This is a genomic window from Nibribacter koreensis (genome assembly GCF_039541795.1).
Lineage (GTDB): Bacteria > Bacteroidota > Bacteroidia > Cytophagales > Hymenobacteraceae > Nibribacter > Nibribacter koreensis.
Map to the genome: position 1 here is coordinate 1,136,236 of NZ_BAABGX010000001.1, position 20,146 is coordinate 1,156,381.

Here is a 20,146-nt window from a genome sequence, read left to right on the forward strand (position 1 = left end):
AGACGCCCAACTTAGATGTCGGGCGCTTTACGTAAAAAACGAACTATTAACAAGCACTTTCTTAGATAGCCTCTGCCAGTTCTGGTGAGGCTATTTTCTTTTCCTGGGTGGCAAAGTGTACAGATGTGGCCATCACCAAAGAGCCGGTTTCCCTCAATCTTTCCTGATATTTCAACAATGCACCCAGCTTGATGGTACCTACCAGGTTGATCGTCTCCCCTTGGCGTTGCAGTAACTTAATATGAGTTAGGCTCAATGCCCCAAGCAAAGCGGCGTTCTCTGTACGGACGTACACTTCTAGTTCAAAATCTGTGTCTAGTTCTGCAACACCGGCTTGCTCGTGCAGTTTCTGGTAATGATATTGGTAGCCCTTCAACAACCCGGTAATGTCTGACAATACCGCCGCGCCTGTTGGGTGGCCGCCGGCTCCTCTTCCTTTGAAAAGCTGTGCACCCGCGTAGGCCCCTTCCACCACAATGCCGTTAAATTCCTGCTCCACCGTGTACAAGTCGTCTATGGAGTTGACTAGTGTGGGCAACACCAAGGGCACCAGCTTGCCTTCCTCGGTGGTGTGAAGGGAGGCCACCAGTTTAATGACCGCTCCTCGGCGCTTGGCAAACTCCCAGTCTGCTTTGGCAAGGGCATTGATGCCAATAAACGGCACTTCTTCCGGCGCGAGGACTCTACCGAAGGCATGGGCCGCCAAGATGCAGAGCTTGTGCCGGGAGTCGGCGCCGCTCACGTCTAGCCACGGGTCCAATTCAGCGAAGCCTTTGTCCTGGGCCTCCTGCAAGGCCTCTGAATAGGGTTTCTGCTCCTTGAAAATCTGACTGAGGATGTAATTAGAAGACCCGTTCAAGATTCCGGAGATTCTGCTCACCGGCTCCTGTCCAAAATATTCTTCCACGGTTCTCACTATGGGAATGCCTCCGGCCACCGCCGCTTCATATAATAACACGCCGCCATACTCTGCCTGCAGCTGCAACAGCTTCTCCAAGTGGTGGGCCACCATTTTCTTGTTGGCCGTCACTACCCGCTTGCCCTGGCGAAGCGCCAAGGTGACAATGTCATAGGCGTCATGGGCGTCACTGATGGCTTCCACCAGAATGTCCAGGCTGTCATCATTGAGCAATTCCTGCGCATCAAAGGTGAAACGGTCGGCGGGCAATGAGCGCTCTTTCAAAGGGTCCTTCACGCATATTTTTACTATTTGCGCTGGGAAATTGGGCTGGCGTTGCAGAATATCATAGAGCCCCTGCCCTACGCACCCAAACCCAAACAAGCCTATCTTTAAAATACGGTTGGAATCCATGTCTTTCTTTGTGGTTTTTGCTCCAGGAAGGAGGTAATACTTTTTTCTAATTGGTCGGTCTCCAGTAAAAACCCGTCGTGCCCTTGGTCAGATTGAATAATTTGCAAGGTGGCATTGGGTATATACCGGGCTAAAAACTTCTGCTCCTTTAGCGGGAACAAGCCATCTGAGTCCACCCCCAGAACCAAGGTTTGCGCCTGCACTTGGCTTAAGGCTTCTTCCACGCTGCCTCTTCCCCGGCCTACGTTATGCGAGTCCAGCATTTTGGTGAGGTGCCAATACGTGAAGGCATTGAACCGCTGAGCCAGTTTCTCGCCTTGGTAGCGCTGGTAGGCCGCGGCTCTGTATCTGTCTAAGGACTTGGGATTTTGCTCCCGCTGGCCCAAATGGTAGGCTTGGTGGCTCCTATAGGACAGCATGGCCACGGCCCGGGCCGTCTGCAAACCCTGCGCGCCGGCGCCGTCAGTGTTCAACTGCCAGGTCACGTCCTGCTCAATGGCCATGCGCTGGGTCTCGTTCAGGGCAATGGCGTACGGTGACTGTACCGCGTTGGAGGCCACCAACACCAAGCGCTGGATTACCTCCGGATACTCAATCGCCCACTCCAAGGCCTGCTGTCCGCCCAAAGAACCGCCAACCAACACTTGGATGGTGTCCAGTTCCAGGTGCTCGCGCAGTAGATGGAAAGCTTTCACCACATCCCGGTTGGTGACCGCTGGGAACTGGTGATAATAAGGCCGACCGGTTTCTGGGTTCACGGACAAGGGTCCGGTAGAACCGTAGCAACCCCCCAGGGAGTTGGCGCAGACAATGAAATGCTTGGCGGGGTCAAAGGTCTTGCCTTCGCCAAAGAGGCCACCCCACCAATCTTTCACAAACGTGTTTCCACTGAAGGCATGGCACACCCAGATGACGTTGTCACGGGATTCGTTAAGGGTGCCCCAGGTCGTATAGAAAAGCTGGAAGCCGGGCAGATGCCGCCCAGACTCCAACTCAAAGGGTTCCTTGTATTCAAAAACTCTTCCTTTCAACATGGTTCTCTTAATTAAGCGCCTCGGCGACCGGACGGGCCACTTTCACCTTGGCAAACGCCTGTTCAAAATCTGCTTGAATGTCATCAATGTGCTCAATGCCCACTGACACGCGCAACAACGTCGGGTTCACGCCCGCAGAGAATTGCTCCTCTTCTGAGAGCTGTTGGTGGGTGGTAGAAGCTGGATGAATGATGAGGGTCTTGGCATCTCCTACGTTGGCTAGGTGGCTGATCAGTTCCAGGTTGTCGACAAATATTTCAGCCTCTTCCTTGCCGCCTTTTAGGTTGAAGCTTAATACTCCTCCAAAGCCCCGTTTTAAGTAGCGCTTGGCCAAGCCATGATAAGGGCTGGAAGAAAGACCGGGATAGTTCACGCTCTCCACGGCCGGGTGTTCTTCCAGCCATTGGGCTAAGGCTAGGGCGTTTTGCACGGTCCGGTCCACGCGCAGGGAGAGCGTCTCCAGGCCTTGCAGTAACTGGAAGGAATTGAAAGGACTGATGGCCGCTCCGAAATCGCGCAAGCCTTCTACCCTGGCCCTGATGGCGAAGGCAATATTCCCGAAAGGCCCGTCGGCACCGAACACCTCCCAGAAGTTGAGTCCGTGGTAACCTTCTGAGGGCTCACTGAACTGCGGGAACTTGCCGTTGCCCCAGTTGAAGTTACCTCCGTCCACAATCACGCCGCCCACGCTGGTGCCGTGCCCGCCAATCCATTTGGTAGCCGAAGCCACGACCACGTTGGCGCCGTGCTCCAGCGGCCGGAACAAATAACCGCCCGCGCCGAAGGTGTTGTCAACTATTAAAGGAAGCTTGTGACCTAGAGCCACGGCCGCAACGGCCTCAAAGTCTGGAATGTTAAAGCGCGGGTTGCCAATGGTCTCCAGGTAGAAGGCCTTGGTGTTTTCATCCACCAATTTGGCAAACGAGGCTGGCTCATCGTCTTTGGTAAAGCGTACTTCTATCCCCAGCCGTTTGAAAGCCACCTTGAATTGGTTATAAGAACCCCCGTACAGGTTGCTGGACGCAATAAAATTGTCGCCGGCCTGCAGAATATTGGTGAGGGCGATGAACTGGGCCGCCTGACCAGACCCGACTGCTACAGCAGCCACGCCCCCTTCCAGCGCAGTCATGCGTTTCTCAAACACATCGGTGGTGGGGTTCATGATGCGGGTGTAGATATTGCCAAACTCCTTTAAGGCGAACAGATTGGCCCCATGGGCAGCGTTCTCAAACACGTAAGAGGTAGTCTGGTAGATAGGCACCGCTCTGGAGCGGGTGGTAGCGTCTATTTCTTGGCCAGCGTGTAGCTGAAGGGTATCAAAATGATAGGATAAGGACATGGGAATTCCAGGTTACAATTTAAAATTGAACAAAAACAAGACAGGAGGCTAAATATAGACGCGCAGAACCAGTTGGCTACGCGCGGTTAGCCCTGAAAAAAAGAAGGAGAATAAGCTGGATTAGCGGCAACAACAGCAACAATAACCCAGCACGGGCATTCGCTGCTGATTAGGCAAGAAAGTGAGGATTGCAGACACAAGGGTCTGGGTGAACACTTGAAAGTGCTCTGCTGTGATTTGACGAATGGTTTGGAATTGTTTTTCCATCATTGTATCAATTTATATTCCCCAGCGCACTATGCGGATGGGTTCAGGAATTAGCACCTTACACCAAGGTAGGTTGCTAGAGCTTCACAGAGCCTGTCTCTCCACTCTTCTTTATAAATCAACTACCGGAATAATTGACTTGATGACGCAAATGTATAGACGAATTGGACAAAAACAAAAATTCGTCTATTTTTTTCTTTTTTCTCTACGCAAGTTCTGGCACTTTCGTTTTCGGCTTCTTTTCTGGAAAACAGGCCAAAAACGGAAACTGCCTTTTCTGCTTGCCCCCTTCGCATCCTTTTCTAACTTTGCCTCCTTAAGCACACGCCATGCAAGCGCTCAAAGAAACCAATTTCCATTTCCCTCAGCAGACCGGCTTCTACCGGGGCAAGGTGCGGGACGTCTATTACTTTCAAGACAAGCTGGCCCTGGTGGCCACCGACCGCATTTCTGCCTTTGACGTGGTCCTGCCCAGAGCCATTCCTTATAAAGGACAGGTCTTAAACCAGATTGCCGCCAAGTTCCTGGAAGCCACCAAAGACGTAGTTCCTAACTGGGTCATCAATCATCCGGCGCCCAACGTTACCATTGGCAAACAATGTGAGACCTACAAGGTAGAAATGGTGATACGCGGCTACCTGGCCGGCCACGCCTGGCGCGAGTACAGCGCCGGTAAGCGCACGGTGTGCGGGGTGCCTCTGCCCGAAGGTTTAAATGAAAACGACAGACTGCCTGAGCCCATCATCACTCCTACCACTAAAGCCGACGAAGGCCACGACGAGGACATCTCCCGGGAGGAAATCATCAATCAAGGCATAGTATCAGAAGAAGAGTACCAACAACTAGAGGCGTACACCAAGGCGCTTTTCCAGAAAGGCACGGAGTTGGCCGCTGAGCGGGGCTTAATTCTGGTGGACACTAAGTATGAGTTTGGGAAGGCCGACGGTGTTATCTATGTGATAGATGAAATTCACACACCAGATTCGTCAAGGTTCTTTTACTCAGAAGGTTACCAGGAACGGCAGGATGCGGGTCAGCCGCAACGGCAACTTTCTAAGGAATTTGTACGTCAATGGTTGATTGAGCAAGGTTTCCAAGGAAAAGACGGCCAGCAGGTGCCCGAGATGACCGACGAGAAAGTGGCCGAAATCTCTCAGCGTTACATAGAATTATACGAGCAAGTCCTAGGCGAAACGTTCTCCCCCCAGCCCTACGCCCAAGACCTGGAAGCACTGAAAAACAGCATTGCCTCCAACATTTTTTAAACCACTTTGTTACAGATATTCCACCAATTTTTGGTAGATTCGCACTCTAAACCTTTTTGCTGTTACTTATGAAGTACACAATTGATAAAAAAGAGAATTATACCGTCATCACTATAGATGAAAAGAAGCTTGATACCACGATCGCGCCAGATCTGAAGTCAGAGTTTGTGAAGTTGAACGCAGAAGGTATAACTAATTTGATCCTAGATCTTACCAACGTAAAATATACAGATTCCTCAGGGCTTTCCTCTATCTTGATTGCCAACCGTCTTTGCAACTCTTCTGGAGGGGTATTGATCTTGACTGGCTTGCAGGAGCACGTGATGAAGTTGATCACTATCTCTAAGTTAGAGTCTGTGTTGAACATCTTGCCTACGGTAGAAGAAGGTATTGACCGTGTATTCTTACACGAGATTGAGAGCGATCTTACCAAGAAAGAAGAATAGTCTAAAAGGGCGTCGGTTTGGACTTTGAGTTAAAAATTCTTGGCAGTTCTTCTGCTACGCCCTCTTTTGACCGACATCATACCGCCCAACTTTTGGCAATTGGCAATCAATTAAACCTGATTGATTGCGGAGAAGGTACACAAATGCAGCTGATGCGTTACAAAGTAAAGCATCAGCGCATTTGTAACATCTTCATTAGTCATCTCCACGGTGATCATTACTTTGGCTTACCCGGTTTGCTGTCCACCATGCATTTGCAGCAGCGCACCGCCTCCCTCAACCTTTTCGGCCCTAAAGGCTTAGCTGAGATTCTATCTCTCCAGTTTAAATACGCCGGCACCCAGCTTCCTTACAAAATCAACTTCCATGAGGTAGACACTACCGTCTCCCGGAAGATTTTTGAGGACAAAACCATCACGGTGCACACCTTGCCCATGCAGCACCGCATCAACTGCTGTGGCTACCTGTTCAAGGAAAAGCAAAAGCCCCGCCACCTGCTTAAAAGCAAACTTCCCGCCTTCTTGACGCCGCCTCAACTGGTCCGCTTGAAATGGGGTGAGGATGTTTTGGATGAAGCCGGTGAAGTACTGGTGCGGAACGCAGATGTAACCACCAATCCCAAGCATAGCCGCAGTTACGCCTACTGCTCAGACACCAAGTACAAGGAAGACATTCTGCCCCTAATCAAAGGCGTGGACCTGCTCTACCATGAGTCTACGTTCCTGAGCGACATGACCCAGCGCGCGGACTACACCTTTCATAGCACGGCCCAGCAGGCTGCCACACTGGCGTTGAAGGCCCAGGTAAAGCGTCTGCTCATCGGCCATTTCTCAGCCCGCTACAAGGACTTAACTCCGCTTTTGGCAGAGGCGCAGGCCGTGTTCCCCAACACGAATCTGGCGGTGGAAGGAAAGACCATTAACGTGTTGGAGTAGTCGCCTATATCTTTGGTTGTTATAATCAAAAACAGAAACTGCCTAACTTTTAGCCCCGCCATTATTGGTATTATCACCAACGACCTAAACTGCCTCACAATGCAGCTTTTCTATGCACTTCCGTTGGCTGTTCCTGGAGAAAGTTCTTCCTTCCGGTGCCCTTATGCCGCCTTGTTGCATCCTCACCGCTAAGCGCTCGCGGCCGCGGGGCCCCGTCTTCCCGCCTCGCGCTGTACCAGCTTGCCTCTTCTGCGTGGCACCGCCTTTGGCTGGGTAACCAATCCCGCCTGTTTTAACCGCTTACCTGTCAGAGGCGGCAACCTGCTTAGGTGACTCGCCGGAAAGACTGGATCAGGCGCTAGTTGTAGAGGCTGTTACTAAATGGGGACTCCCCCCTTGAGGGGGGCGAAGGGGGGTGTTTACACTTGCAAATAAATCAATCAGCAATCCTTTCGTTTTTGGGCTGATTTCCTGAAAACAGGCCAAAAACAAGACATCCCCAACAAATTACAAGTCTAGCAGTTTATGGTCTAACAATATCGCATAAGCGCTATCTTTACAGCACTGTACATTTCTACAAAAGCCAATGTCCTTAGCCACCTCTGCCCATACCATGGGTTATAGAAAACGACAGCTCTTCATGGTGTTGAGCGGAATCTTTTTGACCAATGCTTTGCTCGCAGAGTTGATTGGCGTCAAGATTTTCTCAGGCGAGGCGCTTTTTGGTCTACCCGGTGCGCAGATTCCGGTACTGGGGGCCAACTTGGATTTCAATTTGACGGCGGGCGTCATCATCTGGCCTATTGTGTTTGTGACCACAGATATTATCAATGAGTACTTCGGGCGGGACGGGGTGAAGAAGATAAGTATTCTTACAGCCATGCTCATTGCCTACGGGTTTATAGTAATTGTGGCGGCCACTAGCTTACCGCCGGCACAATTCTGGCTGGACATAAACAATCAGGGTCCCAATGGCTCCGCCTTTGACATGGATTTTGCATTTAACCGTGTGTTCAGACAGGGCCTGGGCATTATCATTGGATCATTGGTGGCCTTCTTGGTGGGCCAGTTGCTAGATGCGTATGTCTTTCATTGGCTTAAACACTTAACCGGAAGCAAGAAGCTGTGGTTACGGGCAACGGGCTCTACCCTTATTTCTCAACTGGTAGATACCGTAGTAGTGTTGTTTATTGCCTTCTACGTGTTTGGCAACTGGGATTTAAAAACGGTGCTTTCTGTTTCTGTGATCAATTACCTGTACAAATTCACGGTGGCAATTATTTTGACGCCAGTGCTGTACCTGGTGCACCCTATCATTGACCGCTACCTGGCCGGCGACCACCACGACGTGCCCATGGAAACGTTCATCTCTAATGACTGAAACCGTTTTTGGCTTGTTTTTCTAGAAATAGGCCAAAAACGATGCCCACCGTTTACTCCGTACTTCAGAACCTAATCCATTTAATTCAGTTTACAGACCATGAGTCAGCAGGCACCGGTGTATTTATTGAGTGGATTAGGGGCAGACGAGCGGTTGTTTCATAACTTAAAATTGAAGCATCCGTCGCCGAAGGTGATCAAATGGATTAAGCCCGAACCTGCCGAGTCATTGAACCACTACGCCCAACGGCTGCTTCCGCAAATAGCTCCATCTGACCAGCCGCCTATTTTGGTTGGATTGAGCTTTGGTGGCATGGTGGCCCAGGAGATAGCCAAACTCATTCCGGTCAAGCGCGTCATCCTCCTTTCCAGCTTGGCAGACACCAGGGCCCTACCTTGGCATTACCGGCTGGGCGGATTCTTGAAATTGCAGCAATGGCTTCCGTTTACCTTGGCTAAAAAATGGCCAGTGCCGGGATACTGGCTGTTCGGGATTCAAGACCCAGAGGAAAGAAAGCTGTTCAACTCCATTGTCCAAGACACAGACATCCACTTTTTGCGCTGGTCCCTCACCCAGATTCTTAAGTGGAAACATCAGGCCCAGGGCTATGAGATGGTGGTCATTCACGGCGACGCTGACAAAGTCCTGCCCGTGCCTCAACACGCCAACGTGCACGTGCTCAAAGGTGGTGAGCATCTGGTGGTCTTAAACCGCGCCGAAGAGGTAAGCGCCTTGATTAACCAATACCTGGACTAGTCCGTTTTTGGCTTGTTTTCTTGAAACCAGGTTAAAAACGGATTCCCTTTCTCGTTTGCCCATCAATCGCTTACTTTGCAGGCTAATTACCTATACACCATGGCACGTATTCTTACCGGTATCCAGAGCAGTGGCCGTCCGCATTTGGGCAACCTGCTAGGCGCCATCCTTCCCGCAATTGAGCTTTCCAAGAAAGCCGGCAACGACTCTTTGTACTTCATCGCAGACTTGCACTCTCTCACGTCCATTAGAGACGCTGAGGAGCGCCGCATGAATACGTACGCAGTAGCGGCGGCATGGCTGGCCTTCGGGTTTGACACAGACAACAACATCTTCTATAGACAAAGCGATGTACCTGAGGTAACGGAGCTGACATGGTATTTGAGCTGTTTCGCGCCGTTTCCCATGCTGGCCAACGCGCACTCGTTCAAGGACAAATCCGCACGCCGCGGATTGGCAGACGTAAACGCTGGTTTGTTCACCTACCCTATCCTCATGGCCGCTGACATCCTTTTGTACGACGCCAATTTTGTGCCCGTAGGTAAAGACCAAATCCAGCACTTGGAAATCACCCGCGATGTGGCCTCTTCTTTCAACCACATCTATGGCGACACGTTTGTCATCCCAGAGGTGAAGGTGGATGAGAGCGTAATGACCGTTCCCGGCATTAACGGCGAGAAGATGAGCAAATCCTACGGTAACACCATTGACATCTTTTTGCCAGACAAAGAATTGTTGAAACGCGTGAAGAGCATTGTCTCTGACAGCAAGAGCCTGGAAGAACCCAAAGACCCATCCACAGACACGACCTTCAAGTTGTACGCCTTGTTGGCCTCTGAGGAAGAATTGGAGACCATGCGCCAGAACTACCTGAACGGTGGCTTTGGCTATGGCCACGCCAAGCAGGCGCTGTATGATTTGATTATCACCAAATACGCTGAGCCACGCGAGCGCTTCCAGTATTACATGAACAACCTGCCAGAGATAGACGCCAAACTAGCCGAAGGCGCCGCCAAAGCCCGCGCCATTGGCGGCCCGGTATTGAAGCGGGTACGGGAGAAGTTGGGATTTTAGGTAAGAGGTTAGTAGCTGGATATTAGATTTTAGACTTTTATTAAAACAGAGAGGCCGAGGCGGTTTGCCTCGGCTTCTTCGTTTATCCTTCATATTCACTGTATTGTTCAGTCACATAATATTTGATGCCTTCTGGGAAAAAGTAAATGAAGTATTTTTTCCCGAGCACATATAATTCATGCTCAAAATTTTGGCCCTTCTCTAATCTTTTATTCAGTCTTTTAAGGGATGAAAGCTTTATTTCTTCAAATTTTGAAGGGGATGCAAGCGAAATAGAAAGCATATTCTGTTTCCCATCATCAATTAATATGAGTTTATTCTTTTCAGGAATAATGGCAATTGGAACTGTATATCCTAACTCTTGAAAGTATCCATGGTATTTATAAGACGCTAGCTTCTTTCCATTTACATGGTATATTATTAAGTTATCAGAAATAGAATCTCTCTCCTCATAATACTCTTGCACGCCGTTTTCAATTCTTTTGCCACTTTTTGATATGATATCATAAATGGCGACAAAAGATGTATCTGTAAGAAACTCAGCATGTACTATGTTAGGCTTTTGAAAGGAAAACTCATAGCCATTGGGTCCATACAAAGTTGTGCATGTTATGAAGTACTTGCCACTTTTGCTTACAGCAACTGAGCTATAGCAACCTTCTGATGTACTCAATGACTCCATTTGAAGCAGATTCCCTTTCAAGTCAGTGGTAAAGAATGTCATCATGCCAACATCACTTTCTGGATACACGAAAGCAAGCTCAAACACTACTCTTCCATCATTTGTAACGCCCCTAAGCTGTGGAGCTAATGGAGCACTCCTCATGACTAAATCTTCCTTCAGTAAGGAATAGAATTCTGGTCTTGTGTATTTCTTGTCATACACCACTTTACCGTCTTGAGAAAGTTTAACACTATATACATACGAGTGCGCGCGCTCCCTTCTTACATTGATAACGTCTTCTATTGTATCAATACTTGTATGCAATAAAGCCGAATCATTCAGGCTATAAGTCCTAGCTGTAGACTGATACACGGTATTTCCAATTCTTACTTTACTTATCTGCTCGTCACGGTCTTGTATTATCTCATGTATACTATAGGTAGTATCTATTATTAACTTAGAAGCGGTTGATACAGGAGCTACTTTTAGTTTTTCTTGTGTTGTATTCTTATTCTTCTGGCAAGACCAAACTAAAATCACTGCAACTATTAAAAGCCAAGACGTTTTCATTACCTAGATTAGCAACAATCCCTTTCAAAAGCAACTCAACAAACCAGCCGTTTTTGGCCTGTTTCCACCAAAACAGGCCAAAAACGAAAGCGGCTCCTATGCAGTTAAAACTACACAGGAGCCGCTCCATAAAAATCTAAAGTCTAAAATCTAGTATCTAGCGGTCTTCCAAAGACTACTCAGACTTCCAGACTTCCTGACGTACGTTTTTGCCTACGCTTAAGAAGATGCGCATAGGATTAGGTACCAAAAGCAAGCGGGCCTCTTTGTTAGGATAGGCGTCTGCCTCAACCCAAACGCCTTCTTTGCCGGTGATTTCTACCTGGCCTTCTGCGTTCATAGCATCTGGAAGATAGGCTGTTGGTAACAACACATCCGTGTCTGGGCAAACCTGGGCGTGTACATCGCCTAGCACGTCTTCCAGGAACTCCCCGAAGTTATCATTGAAGGTATCCTCCAGATCGTGTAGTTCTTCTTCTACGTCATCGTAGCGCTCATCATTATAGGAAAGCTTGCTGAGTTCTTGCTTCTTTTGGATAAGCGTTACCAGCGAGTTGTTCAGTTCTTCGTTATTCATGCCGTCTGTCGGTTTTTTTACAAATTTTATAACATCTACGGCTAATTCCAAGCGTTGCTCTAAATCTCCCGTACCATTACTTGTTTTCTTTCCTGCCAATTTCTCCTATTTTTACCTAGAAAACACGGTTTTCTGACAATTTCATCTAATTAAAGAACATAAAATGACCATGGCCACAGATTTCCTTCCTCTCAATGGCACAGATTATATTGAGTTCTATGTGGGCAATGCCAAGCAGGCCGCCTATTTTTATCAAAGCGCCTTCGGGTTTGAGCAGGTTGCCTACGCGGGTCCAGAAACAGGTTTACGTGACCGCGTGAGCTATGTCTTGCAACAAGGCAAGATACGTTTTGTACTGACCACCTCTTTGGTACCTGAGTCTCCTATTTCTGAGCACGTGCGCCTGCATGGTGATGGTGTTAAGGTGATGGCTCTGTGGGTGGATGACGCTTATAAATCTTATGAAGAGACCACCAAGCGCGGCGCCAAGTCGGCGGGTGAGCCTCAGACTTTGACAGATGAGTATGGTGAAGTGAAAATGGCTTCCATCTATACCTACGGTGAGACCATCCACACATTTGTGGAGCGCAAGAACTACACCGGTGCCTTCATGCCGGGTTTCGTGGCCAAGAAAAGCACCGTGCCCGTTTCGCCAATTGGCTTAAAGCACGTGGACCACTGCGTAGGCAACGTGGGCTGGGGCGAGATGAACACCTGGGTGAAGTTCTACGAGGAAGTGATGGGCTTCCAGTTGCTGTTGACCTTTGATGACGAAGACATCTCTACCGAGTATTCTGCCTTGATGTCTAAGGTGATGAGCAACGGCAACGGCTACGTTAAATTCCCGATCAACGAGCCTGCCGAAGGCAAGAAGAAGTCACAGATAGAAGAGTACCTGGACTTTTATCACAGCCCGGGCGTACAGCACATCGCTATTGCCACGGATGACATTGTAAGCACCGTGGGCGAGTTGCGCAGACGCGGCATAGAATTCCTCTCTGTACCGGCTTCTTATTATACTGATTTAGCTGACCGCGTGGGCAAGATTGACGAGGACATGAAGCCTTTGCAAGACCTCAATATTCTGGTGGACCGCGACAATGAAGGATACCTCTTGCAGATCTTTACCAAGCCCGCCCAGGACAGACCCACCGTCTTCTTTGAGATCATACAGCGCAAAGGCGCCAAATCCTTCGGGAAAGGAAACTTCAAGGCCCTATTTGAGTCTATTGAGCGCGAGCAAGCGTTGCGCGGAAACCTTTAATTAATGTGCTAATTGCGTAATGTGCTAATGTGCTATGTTTATAATGCATATTAATCATTTCCCAATTAGCACATTAGCACTTTAACTAATTAGCATATTTAACACGGCTATTTTTAGCTTGTTTTCGTAAAAACAGGCCAAAAACGCCTGCCCTATTCTTTACACTTTTACTATGGAAAATAATTTGTCATTAGACACGGCCGTTCAGGCAAAGCTAAATACGTGGCTGCAAGGCGGCTATGACCAAGAGACCAAAGCCCACCTACAGCAACTATTGGCCAACCAAGACACAGACACGCTTACAGACTGCTTTTACAAAGACCTTGAGTTTGGCACCGGCGGTCTGCGCGGCATCATGGGCGTGGGCAGTAATCGCATGAACCGCTACACGGTGGGCATGGCTACGCAAGGCTTAAGCAATTACTTGATCAAATCCTTCCCTAACCAAGAAATCTCTGTGGCTATTGCGCATGACAGCCGCAACAATTCAGATGTATTTGCCAACGTGGTGGCAGACGTCTTCTCGGGTAACGGCATTAAAGTGTACTTCTTTAAGGAATTGCGTCCTACGCCAGAGTTGTCCTTCGCCATCCGTCACTTGGGTTGCCAAAGCGGGGTGGTTTTAACGGCCTCACACAACCCGAAGGAATACAACGGCTACAAGGCCTATTGGAACGATGGCGCCCAGGTGACAGCCCCGCATGACAAAAACATCATTGCCGAGGTCAACAAGATCCAAGACCTGAGCCAGGTGAAATTCACGCGTGACGCTTCAAAGATTGAGTACGTGCTGGAGGAAATTGACGAGGCCTATCTGGAGAAAGTAGCAGGCTTATCGGTAGACCCAGCCGTGATTGAGCGCCAGAAAGATTTGAAGATTGTCTACACCCCTATTCATGGTACGGGCATCACCTTGGTACCGCGCGCCCTGGAGCGTTTTGGGTTTACTAATGTGACCGTGGTAGAAGACCAAGCCACGCCAGACGGTAACTTCCCGACGGTGGTCTACCCTAACCCTGAAGAAAAAGAGGCCATGACCCTGGCCATGAACAAAGCCCGTGAACTGGATGCTGACCTGGTCTTGGCCACTGATCCTGACGCCGACCGCGTGGGCATTGCCGTTAAAAACCAGAAAGGCGAGTTTGTGCTCATTAACGGAAATCAGACGGCCGCTTTATTGACGTACTATGTGTTGAGTGCCTGGAAGAAAGCAGGCAAGCTGACGGGCAAAGAATATATTGTAAGCACCATTGTGACCACAGACCTCATCAACCGCATTGCCGAGGGCTTTGGCGTGGACTGCTATGAAACCCTGACCGGCTTCAAGTACATTGCCACCATCATGCGCGAGAAGGAAGGCGAAGCTCAGTACATCTGCGGAGGCGAGGAAAGCTACGGCTTCTTGGTAGGTGATTTTGTGCGGGACAAAGACGCGGTATCTGCCTGCGCCATGATCGCAGAGATGGCCGCTTCTGCCAAAGACCAAGGCAAGACGCTGTTTGAACTCATGATCCAGATGTTCATGGAGTTTGGTTATTATAAGGAGGACTTGATTTCTATCACCAAGAAAGGCCATCGCGGCGCTTCTGAGATTCAGGAGATGATGCAGGAGCTGCGCGAGAATCCACCTAAATCCATTGCGGGTTCTCCGGTGGTAGAAATAAGTGATTTTAAAACTGGCTTTATACGCAACCAGCAAAACCGCCAGGAAAGACCTACGGGACTTGAAAGTTCTAACGTACTCCAGTTCTTGACCGAAGATGGCACCAAGGTGTCAGCCCGCCCATCTGGCACTGAGCCTAAGATTAAATTCTACTTTAGTGTAAAAGAACCTCTTGTCTCTGCCGATGACTTTGACAGAGTAACACAGGTGCTGGATCAAAAGATTGACGCGGTGATCAATGACCTTAAGTTGAGGTAGATTGCCTAGGCATTTACATTTAAAATCCCTCTGTTGTAGATACAACAGAGGGATTTTCGTTTATGGCCTGAATTCTAGAAAACAGGGCAAAATCGTCCTTAACAATGCTCCAGTTTATTATAGCTGCTTGTTTACTTAACGATCCTGTAATGGTACAGGCAATTCTAAGCCTTGCAAACTCCTACCCATTCAATTCTACACATGATAAACCATTGCCTATGCTGCCTGCTTCCTACCAACTTGCACGTTCTATTAAATAAAGCCTGTCTAACCCATTTTCATTTTATCCAATTATGTCACTCTTTCCAACTTTGCACATTTCATATTTTTGGGTAATACTATTATCATATTATATCATTATATATATAATTATTTTACAATTTAATCAACAAAATAAATATCAAAATATGCTTAATACAAGGTGCTGATTTTGAAAGATTTACAAAACAATATATAGCTTAATTAGATATAATTCAGGTTGTCTGATTCATCGTGCAAATGTCTCCGTTCATCGAATAAGGGTTTCCAAACCACGCAATTTATTGCTTCTTGAAGGCACAGGAATTGAACAATACAATTCTTTGATAAGTGATAATGGCATGGAGAGAATTTTTACATTACTTAGTTTAGTCTTATTTTTTAGCTTTACAGTAAATTTTTCAGCGAAGGGGCAAACGGTTCCTACTATTTCTGAAGTGGCACCTACCACAGGCCAACCTAATTCTACTGTAGTGATTACGGGCACTAACTTAACCAACACTACATCAGTTCTTTTTGCCGGGACCTCTGCCAAATTTACTGTAGTGTCTAACACTCAATTAACCGTCACAGTACCCGGCACAGCATTTACTGGCCCTATAAGGGTTACCACGCCAGCGGGAACGGCTTTGAGTTCTCCCTTTACAGTATTGCGTACCACCAACTCTTATACCTTCACCACCACTGGGGCTTTATCTTACACGCCATTTTTATACAACGGCAGTAAATCTGCTGAAAACCCTATTCCAGTTTTTACAGACCTGGACAATGATGGCTTGTTAGATCTGCTGGTGGGTACCATAGACGGTAATGTGGAGCACTACAAACAGTCGTCGGCTAATTCATTGAGCTTTGTGCAAGGCAGCCAGTACTTTATCAACCTGAACCCTGTCCAGAGCAACAACACGCTTAAATATGCCTCGCCTACCATCTCTGACTTGGATGGCGACGGCTTATTAGACATTCTCATAGGGGACGGAAACGGCCTTATCAGTCATTTTAAGCAAGCATCAAAGAATTCATTAAACTTTACGCTCGTCACCAACAGCTTCTTGGGAGTGGCATTGGCTAAAAACGCATCTCCTACAATATCTGACCTGGACGGCGACGGACTTTTAGACCTGTTAGTGGGTGCCGCTGACGGTAGCCTGCAGCATTTTGAACAGAATGCGCCTAATACTTTATCCTTTACCAGAAGAACCGCTTCTACTGGTACTTTCAGTAATATTGACGTAAGCAGAACCCACGGCTGGGCGCAACCTAAGGTAGTAGACCTGGACGGCGACAATTTGCTTGACCTAATCGTTGGCGGATATGACGGGATTACCTATTATTTTGAGCAGACTGCTGTCAACAGCTTAACCTTTGAAGGCAATTCTATTCTATTAGGTGACATAGGTGACCACGCTGCTCCTGCCTTTGCAGATCTTAACGGAGATGGTTTGCTGGAGATTGTGGTAGGTGGCTGGAAGATTCCTATGCGCCTTTACACGCAACAAGCGTCGCCAAAAGCTGATGTGGGCGTCACTATTACAGCTTCTAGTGGCCCTTATATTGTAGGCAGAACTATCACTTTTACGGTGTTGGTGAAAAATGAGGGCCCAAGCGCCGCCTCTGGCATTACAGTGAAAGACCTTTTGGACCCAACCAAGTTTCAGAACATTACCTCTGGAGATGCTACGTATGATGCGGCAAACCGTACTTGGAACGTAGGCTCCCTGGTTGCCAACGCCAGTAAAACACTTACTATTACGGCCCAACCAATGGCCACCGGCACGTATTCCATCTTAGCCAAACAGACCCACCCCGAAGTGGATTTGATCACGGCCAATGACAGCCAGACCCTTACCCTTAATGTGGTGCCCTCCGCAGACATTGAGGTTAAAAACACGCCTTCTAAAACCACCTATAATAGCGGCGAAGTAGTAGAATTCACCATTTCAGCTAGAAACCTAGGGCCTAGCACGGCCAGCAACGTGGTAGTTCAAAGCAAAGTACCCACTAACCTTGTCTTTTCTGGGGGCATACCCGCTGGGTATGATACGTTGTCAGGCAATTGGACAGTAGGTGCATTGGCGCTCAATGAAACCAAGACATTAATTATTAGAGCGACGCAGAAGTTACCTTCTAATCTTGGTTCTTTTACCTCTACGGCCACTTTATTGGACAGAGGCTCTAATGAGGCAGACTTGAACACCAACAACAATACGTCTTCTACAACCATTACCATTACCCCTTCAGCCGATGTTGCCGTGAGCATGCTGGTATCTACTACTGCACCAGCGCAGGGCTCCAATTTTACCTATACAGTTAGAGTAACCAACAATGGCCCTAACAACGCCTCTAATGTAGTAGTATCAGGTTCCGTTCCAGCGGGGCTGGCCTTCTCAGGTGCTACGCCTACTACTGGTACCGCTACCATTGGTGCTGGCTCCATCACCTGGAATGCCGGCCTTATCCAGAGGGGCACAACGCAGACCATGGTATTAACGGCTTCCGCCTCTACGGTAGGGTCCATCACCTACACCATGGCACAAACGCACACTGAGTTTGACGGCACCGCGGCCAACAACAGTGCGTCACAAACGGTAAACGTCTTGCCCACAGCAGACATCAAAGTAGAGAACATAGTTACCTCTACCCCACTGCAACAAGATAAGTACAGCAATGATGAAGTGGTAACCTACCAGGTAAAAGTGACCAACAATGGTCCAAGCACCGCTACCAATCTTAAAGTGAGAGACCTGCTCCCAAGCACCTTGAAGGACATCACATTTACGGCTCCGGCGGGCACCACCTATTCTACCACTACCGGTGACTGGTCCATTCCATCTTTGACCAGCGGCAATTCACTTGTGCTGCTTCTGAACGCCAAAGTGAAGGAAAGTGCGGTCATCAACACTACGGCCTCTTTGGTGTCCTTAGACCAGTTTGACAATGAGTCTGCCAACAACAGTGCCTCTAACACCATACAAGCCGGCACAGGAACCATCACTGCAGATATTGCTGTGTCGGCTACCGTTGCGGCAGGCACTTACTATACCCAAAACCCCATCACTTTTACGGTACTCGCTACCAACAATGGTCCAGATGCAGGCAGCAACCTACTGTTTAGCGCACCGCTTCCGGCGGGGTTCACCTTTGTGAGTGCCTCTGGCAACTACAGCAACGGAGTTTGGACGGTAGCCTCTCTAGCTTCTGGCAGCTTTGCAGAATTGACCTTGGTGGGCAAACCTGGCGCCAACCGTGCAACAGACTCAACTGCTGAGATATCCTATTCATTTACCGCTGCCCGTACCGGCACTTTTGCGCAGGCAGATAATGTATCTGCTAACAACTTCTCCACAGTGAATGTCCAGGTGAAGAAGCAGGCAGACATTGTGACGAAGATGACAGTAACCAGCCAAAGACCTGATGGCAAATACTACCATAACCAGACCGTTGCCACCTTCTATATGGTAGTGGTAAACAATGGGCCAGACGTTGTCACCAACCTGGTAGGGAAAGACACGCGTACAGGCAACATAAACCCAACCGGTTTAAAGCTCTCGCAGGGATCTTATTCTTACTCAGGCGTAAATGCAGGATACTGGTTTGTAGGCAAAATCCTTCCGGGAGACTCGGCTACGTTAACCTTGACGGGTATTCCAAACACCACCGGCCGCATGAACCTGGGAGGTAGTGTTATCAGCGCTGACCAGTTTGATCCAATAACAGAGAATAACAGCACCGTCACCTTACTAAACGTATTGCCCGTGGCAGAAGTGGCTGTGACCAACACGTTAGTGACCACTTCTCCTTACAACGGTGGGCTGGCCACGTTCAAGGTGACCGCCGTAAACAACGGTCCAGACGCGGCCACAGCCCTACAGATACAAGATGTATTACCAGCTGGCCTCACCTTTGACCACGCCGAAACCTCTTCTGGATCATATGACCCCGCCACCGGAATCTGGACGTTGGGCACTGACTTACTGTCTGGCGGAAGCCATGCACAGACTATGACTTTGGTAGCTAGAATCAATAAAGCAGGCGCCTTTGCCACTACCGCTTCCATTGTAGAGCCGGCCGCGGTGTATGACCCTACTACAGCCAACAATAGCGCCACTGCCGGTGGCACTGCCATCACTGCCGCCGACGTATTGGTGACCAGTTCCCTGTCTGGCGGGCCATACTATCCTTCAGAACCTTTCACCATCGTGATAGATGCCACTAACCTGGGTCCTGACAAAGCCACGCAAGTGAAGATAGACCATGACATGTCCGGTCTGAAACTATTGTCTGCGGTGCCGTCACCTGGCAGCACCTATGATGCAGTAGGTAAAACGTGGACTATTACCGAACTCGTTTCGGGGGGTGTGAATAAAGCCACGTTGACCTTAACCGTCTCTGCCCTGGAGATTGGCTTCTTCTCCAACTCGGCGTATAAGACGGGGGGCATTGAGTTTGACAGCAACGGGGGTAACACGGCCAGTGGTAACAACAGCAGCGTAGCCTCTGGACAAGCCGAAGAAAAGCCATCCGTGCTTCCGGTTACGCTCACTACGTTTACGGGCAAGGCGCTGGTTCAAGGAATTGAATTACGCTGGGCTACCGCCTCTGAGCAGAACAGCGCTTATTTCGCGGTGCAGAGAAGCAGCAATGGCAAAGACTTTACTACCATTGGCAAAGTAAGCTCAGCGGGTAACAGCAGTCAATTGGTGAAGTACCAATACTTGGACCAAAACGCTCCGGCAGGCGTGGTATACTACAGGCTGCATCAAGTAGATTTTGACGGCGCGTTTGAAGACAGCAAGGTCATTGCTGTGCAACAAAAGACACAGCAGGTGACTGGCAAAGTAAGCGTCTATCCTAACCCTTCTGTGGGCAACCCAACACTTAACCTAAGCCAACTATCTACTGAAGCGTATCAGGTTACTTTCTTTAACATGCAAGGACAGCGCGTGCACCAACTCACCTTACAAGGCGGCGCACTCCATACCATAGACGTACAGCGCTTGGCCATTGGTCAATACATCATCCAGTTAAGCAATGGCGCTACCTTGCAGTCCTTAAAATTCATTAAGCACTAGAGAAAGGCAAA

General features: G+C 48.8%; 14 protein-coding genes and 1 riboswitch. Of the genes, 9 read left to right on the top strand and 5 right to left on the bottom strand.

Annotated features, from left to right (window positions below):
* Positions 1-61: 61 nt before the first annotated feature.
* From ABD880_RS04960 to ABD880_RS04970, 3 genes are read right to left on the bottom strand one after another with little or no spacing between them, the layout of a single operon-like run.
* Positions 62-1,312 carry a homoserine dehydrogenase gene (locus tag ABD880_RS04960; RefSeq protein WP_345162974.1) on the bottom strand — a complete coding sequence of 417 codons (1,251 nt, stop codon included), beginning with the start codon at positions 1,310-1,312 and terminating at the stop codon, positions 62-64.
* A complete protein-coding gene (gene metX, locus ABD880_RS04965; RefSeq protein WP_345162977.1) occupies positions 1,291-2,346 on the bottom strand; it encodes a homoserine O-acetyltransferase MetX in 1,056 nt (351 codons plus the stop codon). Before metX ends, ABD880_RS04960 begins: the two co-directional genes overlap by 22 nt.
* A gap of 7 nt (positions 2,347-2,353) precedes the next feature.
* Entirely contained in the window at positions 2,354-3,685 is a 1,332-nt protein-coding gene (locus tag ABD880_RS04970; protein WP_345162980.1) for an O-acetylhomoserine aminocarboxypropyltransferase/cysteine synthase family protein, read from the bottom strand.
* A 276-nt stretch (positions 3,686-3,961) separates the two neighbouring features.
* Positions 3,962-4,072: riboswitch (SAM riboswitch) on the bottom strand.
* Positions 4,073-4,281: 209 nt separating this feature from the next.
* On the opposite strand from ABD880_RS04970, the gene ABD880_RS04975 reads away from it, so the two are divergent.
* The 6 genes from ABD880_RS04975 (at position 4,282) to trpS (ending at position 9,809) form a co-directional block, all read left to right on the top strand.
* The gene (locus ABD880_RS04975; RefSeq protein ID WP_345162981.1) at positions 4,282-5,217 is read left to right on the top strand and encodes a phosphoribosylaminoimidazolesuccinocarboxamide synthase; all 936 of its coding nucleotides are present in this window, start codon (positions 4,282-4,284) and stop codon (positions 5,215-5,217) included.
* A 68-nt stretch (positions 5,218-5,285) separates the two neighbouring features.
* Entirely contained in the window at positions 5,286-5,663 is a 378-nt protein-coding gene (locus ABD880_RS04980; protein ID WP_066511830.1) for an STAS domain-containing protein, read from the top strand.
* A 17-nt stretch (positions 5,664-5,680) separates the two neighbouring features.
* Positions 5,681-6,598: a ribonuclease Z gene (locus ABD880_RS04985; protein WP_345162984.1), complete on the top strand. Its 918-nt coding sequence runs from the start codon at positions 5,681-5,683 to the stop codon at positions 6,596-6,598.
* 586 nt (positions 6,599-7,184) lie between these two features.
* The gene (locus ABD880_RS04990) at positions 7,185-7,979 is read left to right on the top strand and encodes a queuosine precursor transporter (RefSeq protein WP_345162986.1); all 795 of its coding nucleotides are present in this window, start codon (positions 7,185-7,187) and stop codon (positions 7,977-7,979) included.
* Between the two features lie 99 nt (positions 7,980-8,078).
* Positions 8,079-8,735 (top strand): alpha/beta fold hydrolase, encoded by a 657-nt coding sequence (locus ABD880_RS04995; RefSeq protein WP_345162989.1) that lies wholly within the window; start codon positions 8,079-8,081, stop codon positions 8,733-8,735.
* Between the two features lie 99 nt (positions 8,736-8,834).
* Positions 8,835-9,809 (top strand): tryptophan--tRNA ligase, encoded by a 975-nt coding sequence (gene trpS, locus ABD880_RS05000; RefSeq protein WP_345162992.1) that lies wholly within the window; start codon positions 8,835-8,837, stop codon positions 9,807-9,809.
* An 82-nt stretch (positions 9,810-9,891) separates the two neighbouring features.
* Here the strand turns inward: trpS and ABD880_RS05005 are convergent, their stop codons facing one another.
* Both ABD880_RS05005 and ABD880_RS05010 read right to left on the bottom strand, forming a co-directional pair.
* Positions 9,892-11,043 carry a hypothetical protein gene (locus ABD880_RS05005; protein WP_345162995.1) on the bottom strand — a complete coding sequence of 384 codons (1,152 nt, stop codon included), beginning with the start codon at positions 11,041-11,043 and terminating at the stop codon, positions 9,892-9,894.
* 175 nt (positions 11,044-11,218) lie between these two features.
* The gene (locus ABD880_RS05010) at positions 11,219-11,620 is read right to left on the bottom strand and encodes a hypothetical protein (RefSeq protein WP_345162998.1); all 402 of its coding nucleotides are present in this window, start codon (positions 11,618-11,620) and stop codon (positions 11,219-11,221) included.
* Positions 11,621-11,789: 169 nt separating this feature from the next.
* Between ABD880_RS05010 and hppD the strand changes: the two genes are divergently transcribed.
* The 3 genes from hppD (at position 11,790) to ABD880_RS05025 (ending at position 20,135) form a co-directional block, all read left to right on the top strand.
* Positions 11,790-12,884 (top strand): 4-hydroxyphenylpyruvate dioxygenase, encoded by a 1,095-nt coding sequence (gene hppD / locus ABD880_RS05015; RefSeq protein WP_345163001.1) that lies wholly within the window; start codon positions 11,790-11,792, stop codon positions 12,882-12,884.
* Positions 12,885-13,056: 172 nt separating this feature from the next.
* On the top strand, positions 13,057-14,805 hold the full coding sequence (locus ABD880_RS05020) for a phospho-sugar mutase (RefSeq protein WP_345163003.1): 1,749 nt from the start codon (positions 13,057-13,059) through the stop codon (positions 14,803-14,805).
* Between the two features lie 695 nt (positions 14,806-15,500).
* Positions 15,501-20,135 (top strand): FG-GAP-like repeat-containing protein, encoded by a 4,635-nt coding sequence (locus tag ABD880_RS05025; protein ID WP_345163006.1) that lies wholly within the window; start codon positions 15,501-15,503, stop codon positions 20,133-20,135.
* Positions 20,136-20,146 lie beyond the last annotated feature (11 nt).

What these genes read in the sequence shown, in the direction of transcription:
- ABD880_RS05005 (WP_345162995.1), bottom strand. Translation starts at nt 11,043, where the DNA reads ATGAAAACGTCTTGGCTTTTAATAGTTGCAGTGATTTTAGTTTGGTCT.
- ABD880_RS04975 (WP_345162981.1), top strand. Translation starts at nt 4,282, where the DNA reads ATGCAAGCGCTCAAAGAAACCAATTTCCATTTCCCTCAGCAGACCGGC.
- ABD880_RS04970 (WP_345162980.1), bottom strand. Translation starts at nt 3,685, where the DNA reads ATGTCCTTATCCTATCATTTTGATACCCTTCAGCTACACGCTGGCCAA.
- trpS (WP_345162992.1), top strand. Translation starts at nt 8,835, where the DNA reads ATGGCACGTATTCTTACCGGTATCCAGAGCAGTGGCCGTCCGCATTTG.
- ABD880_RS05010 (WP_345162998.1), bottom strand. Translation starts at nt 11,620, where the DNA reads ATGAATAACGAAGAACTGAACAACTCGCTGGTAACGCTTATCCAAAAG.
- hppD (WP_345163001.1), top strand. Translation starts at nt 11,790, where the DNA reads ATGGCCACAGATTTCCTTCCTCTCAATGGCACAGATTATATTGAGTTC.
- ABD880_RS04960 (WP_345162974.1), bottom strand. Translation starts at nt 1,312, where the DNA reads ATGGATTCCAACCGTATTTTAAAGATAGGCTTGTTTGGGTTTGGGTGC.
- ABD880_RS04995 (WP_345162989.1), top strand. Translation starts at nt 8,079, where the DNA reads ATGAGTCAGCAGGCACCGGTGTATTTATTGAGTGGATTAGGGGCAGAC.
- ABD880_RS04980 (WP_066511830.1), top strand. Translation starts at nt 5,286, where the DNA reads ATGAAGTACACAATTGATAAAAAAGAGAATTATACCGTCATCACTATA.
- ABD880_RS05020 (WP_345163003.1), top strand. Translation starts at nt 13,057, where the DNA reads ATGGAAAATAATTTGTCATTAGACACGGCCGTTCAGGCAAAGCTAAAT.
- metX (WP_345162977.1), bottom strand. Translation starts at nt 2,346, where the DNA reads ATGTTGAAAGGAAGAGTTTTTGAATACAAGGAACCCTTTGAGTTGGAG.
- ABD880_RS04990 (WP_345162986.1), top strand. Translation starts at nt 7,185, where the DNA reads ATGTCCTTAGCCACCTCTGCCCATACCATGGGTTATAGAAAACGACAG.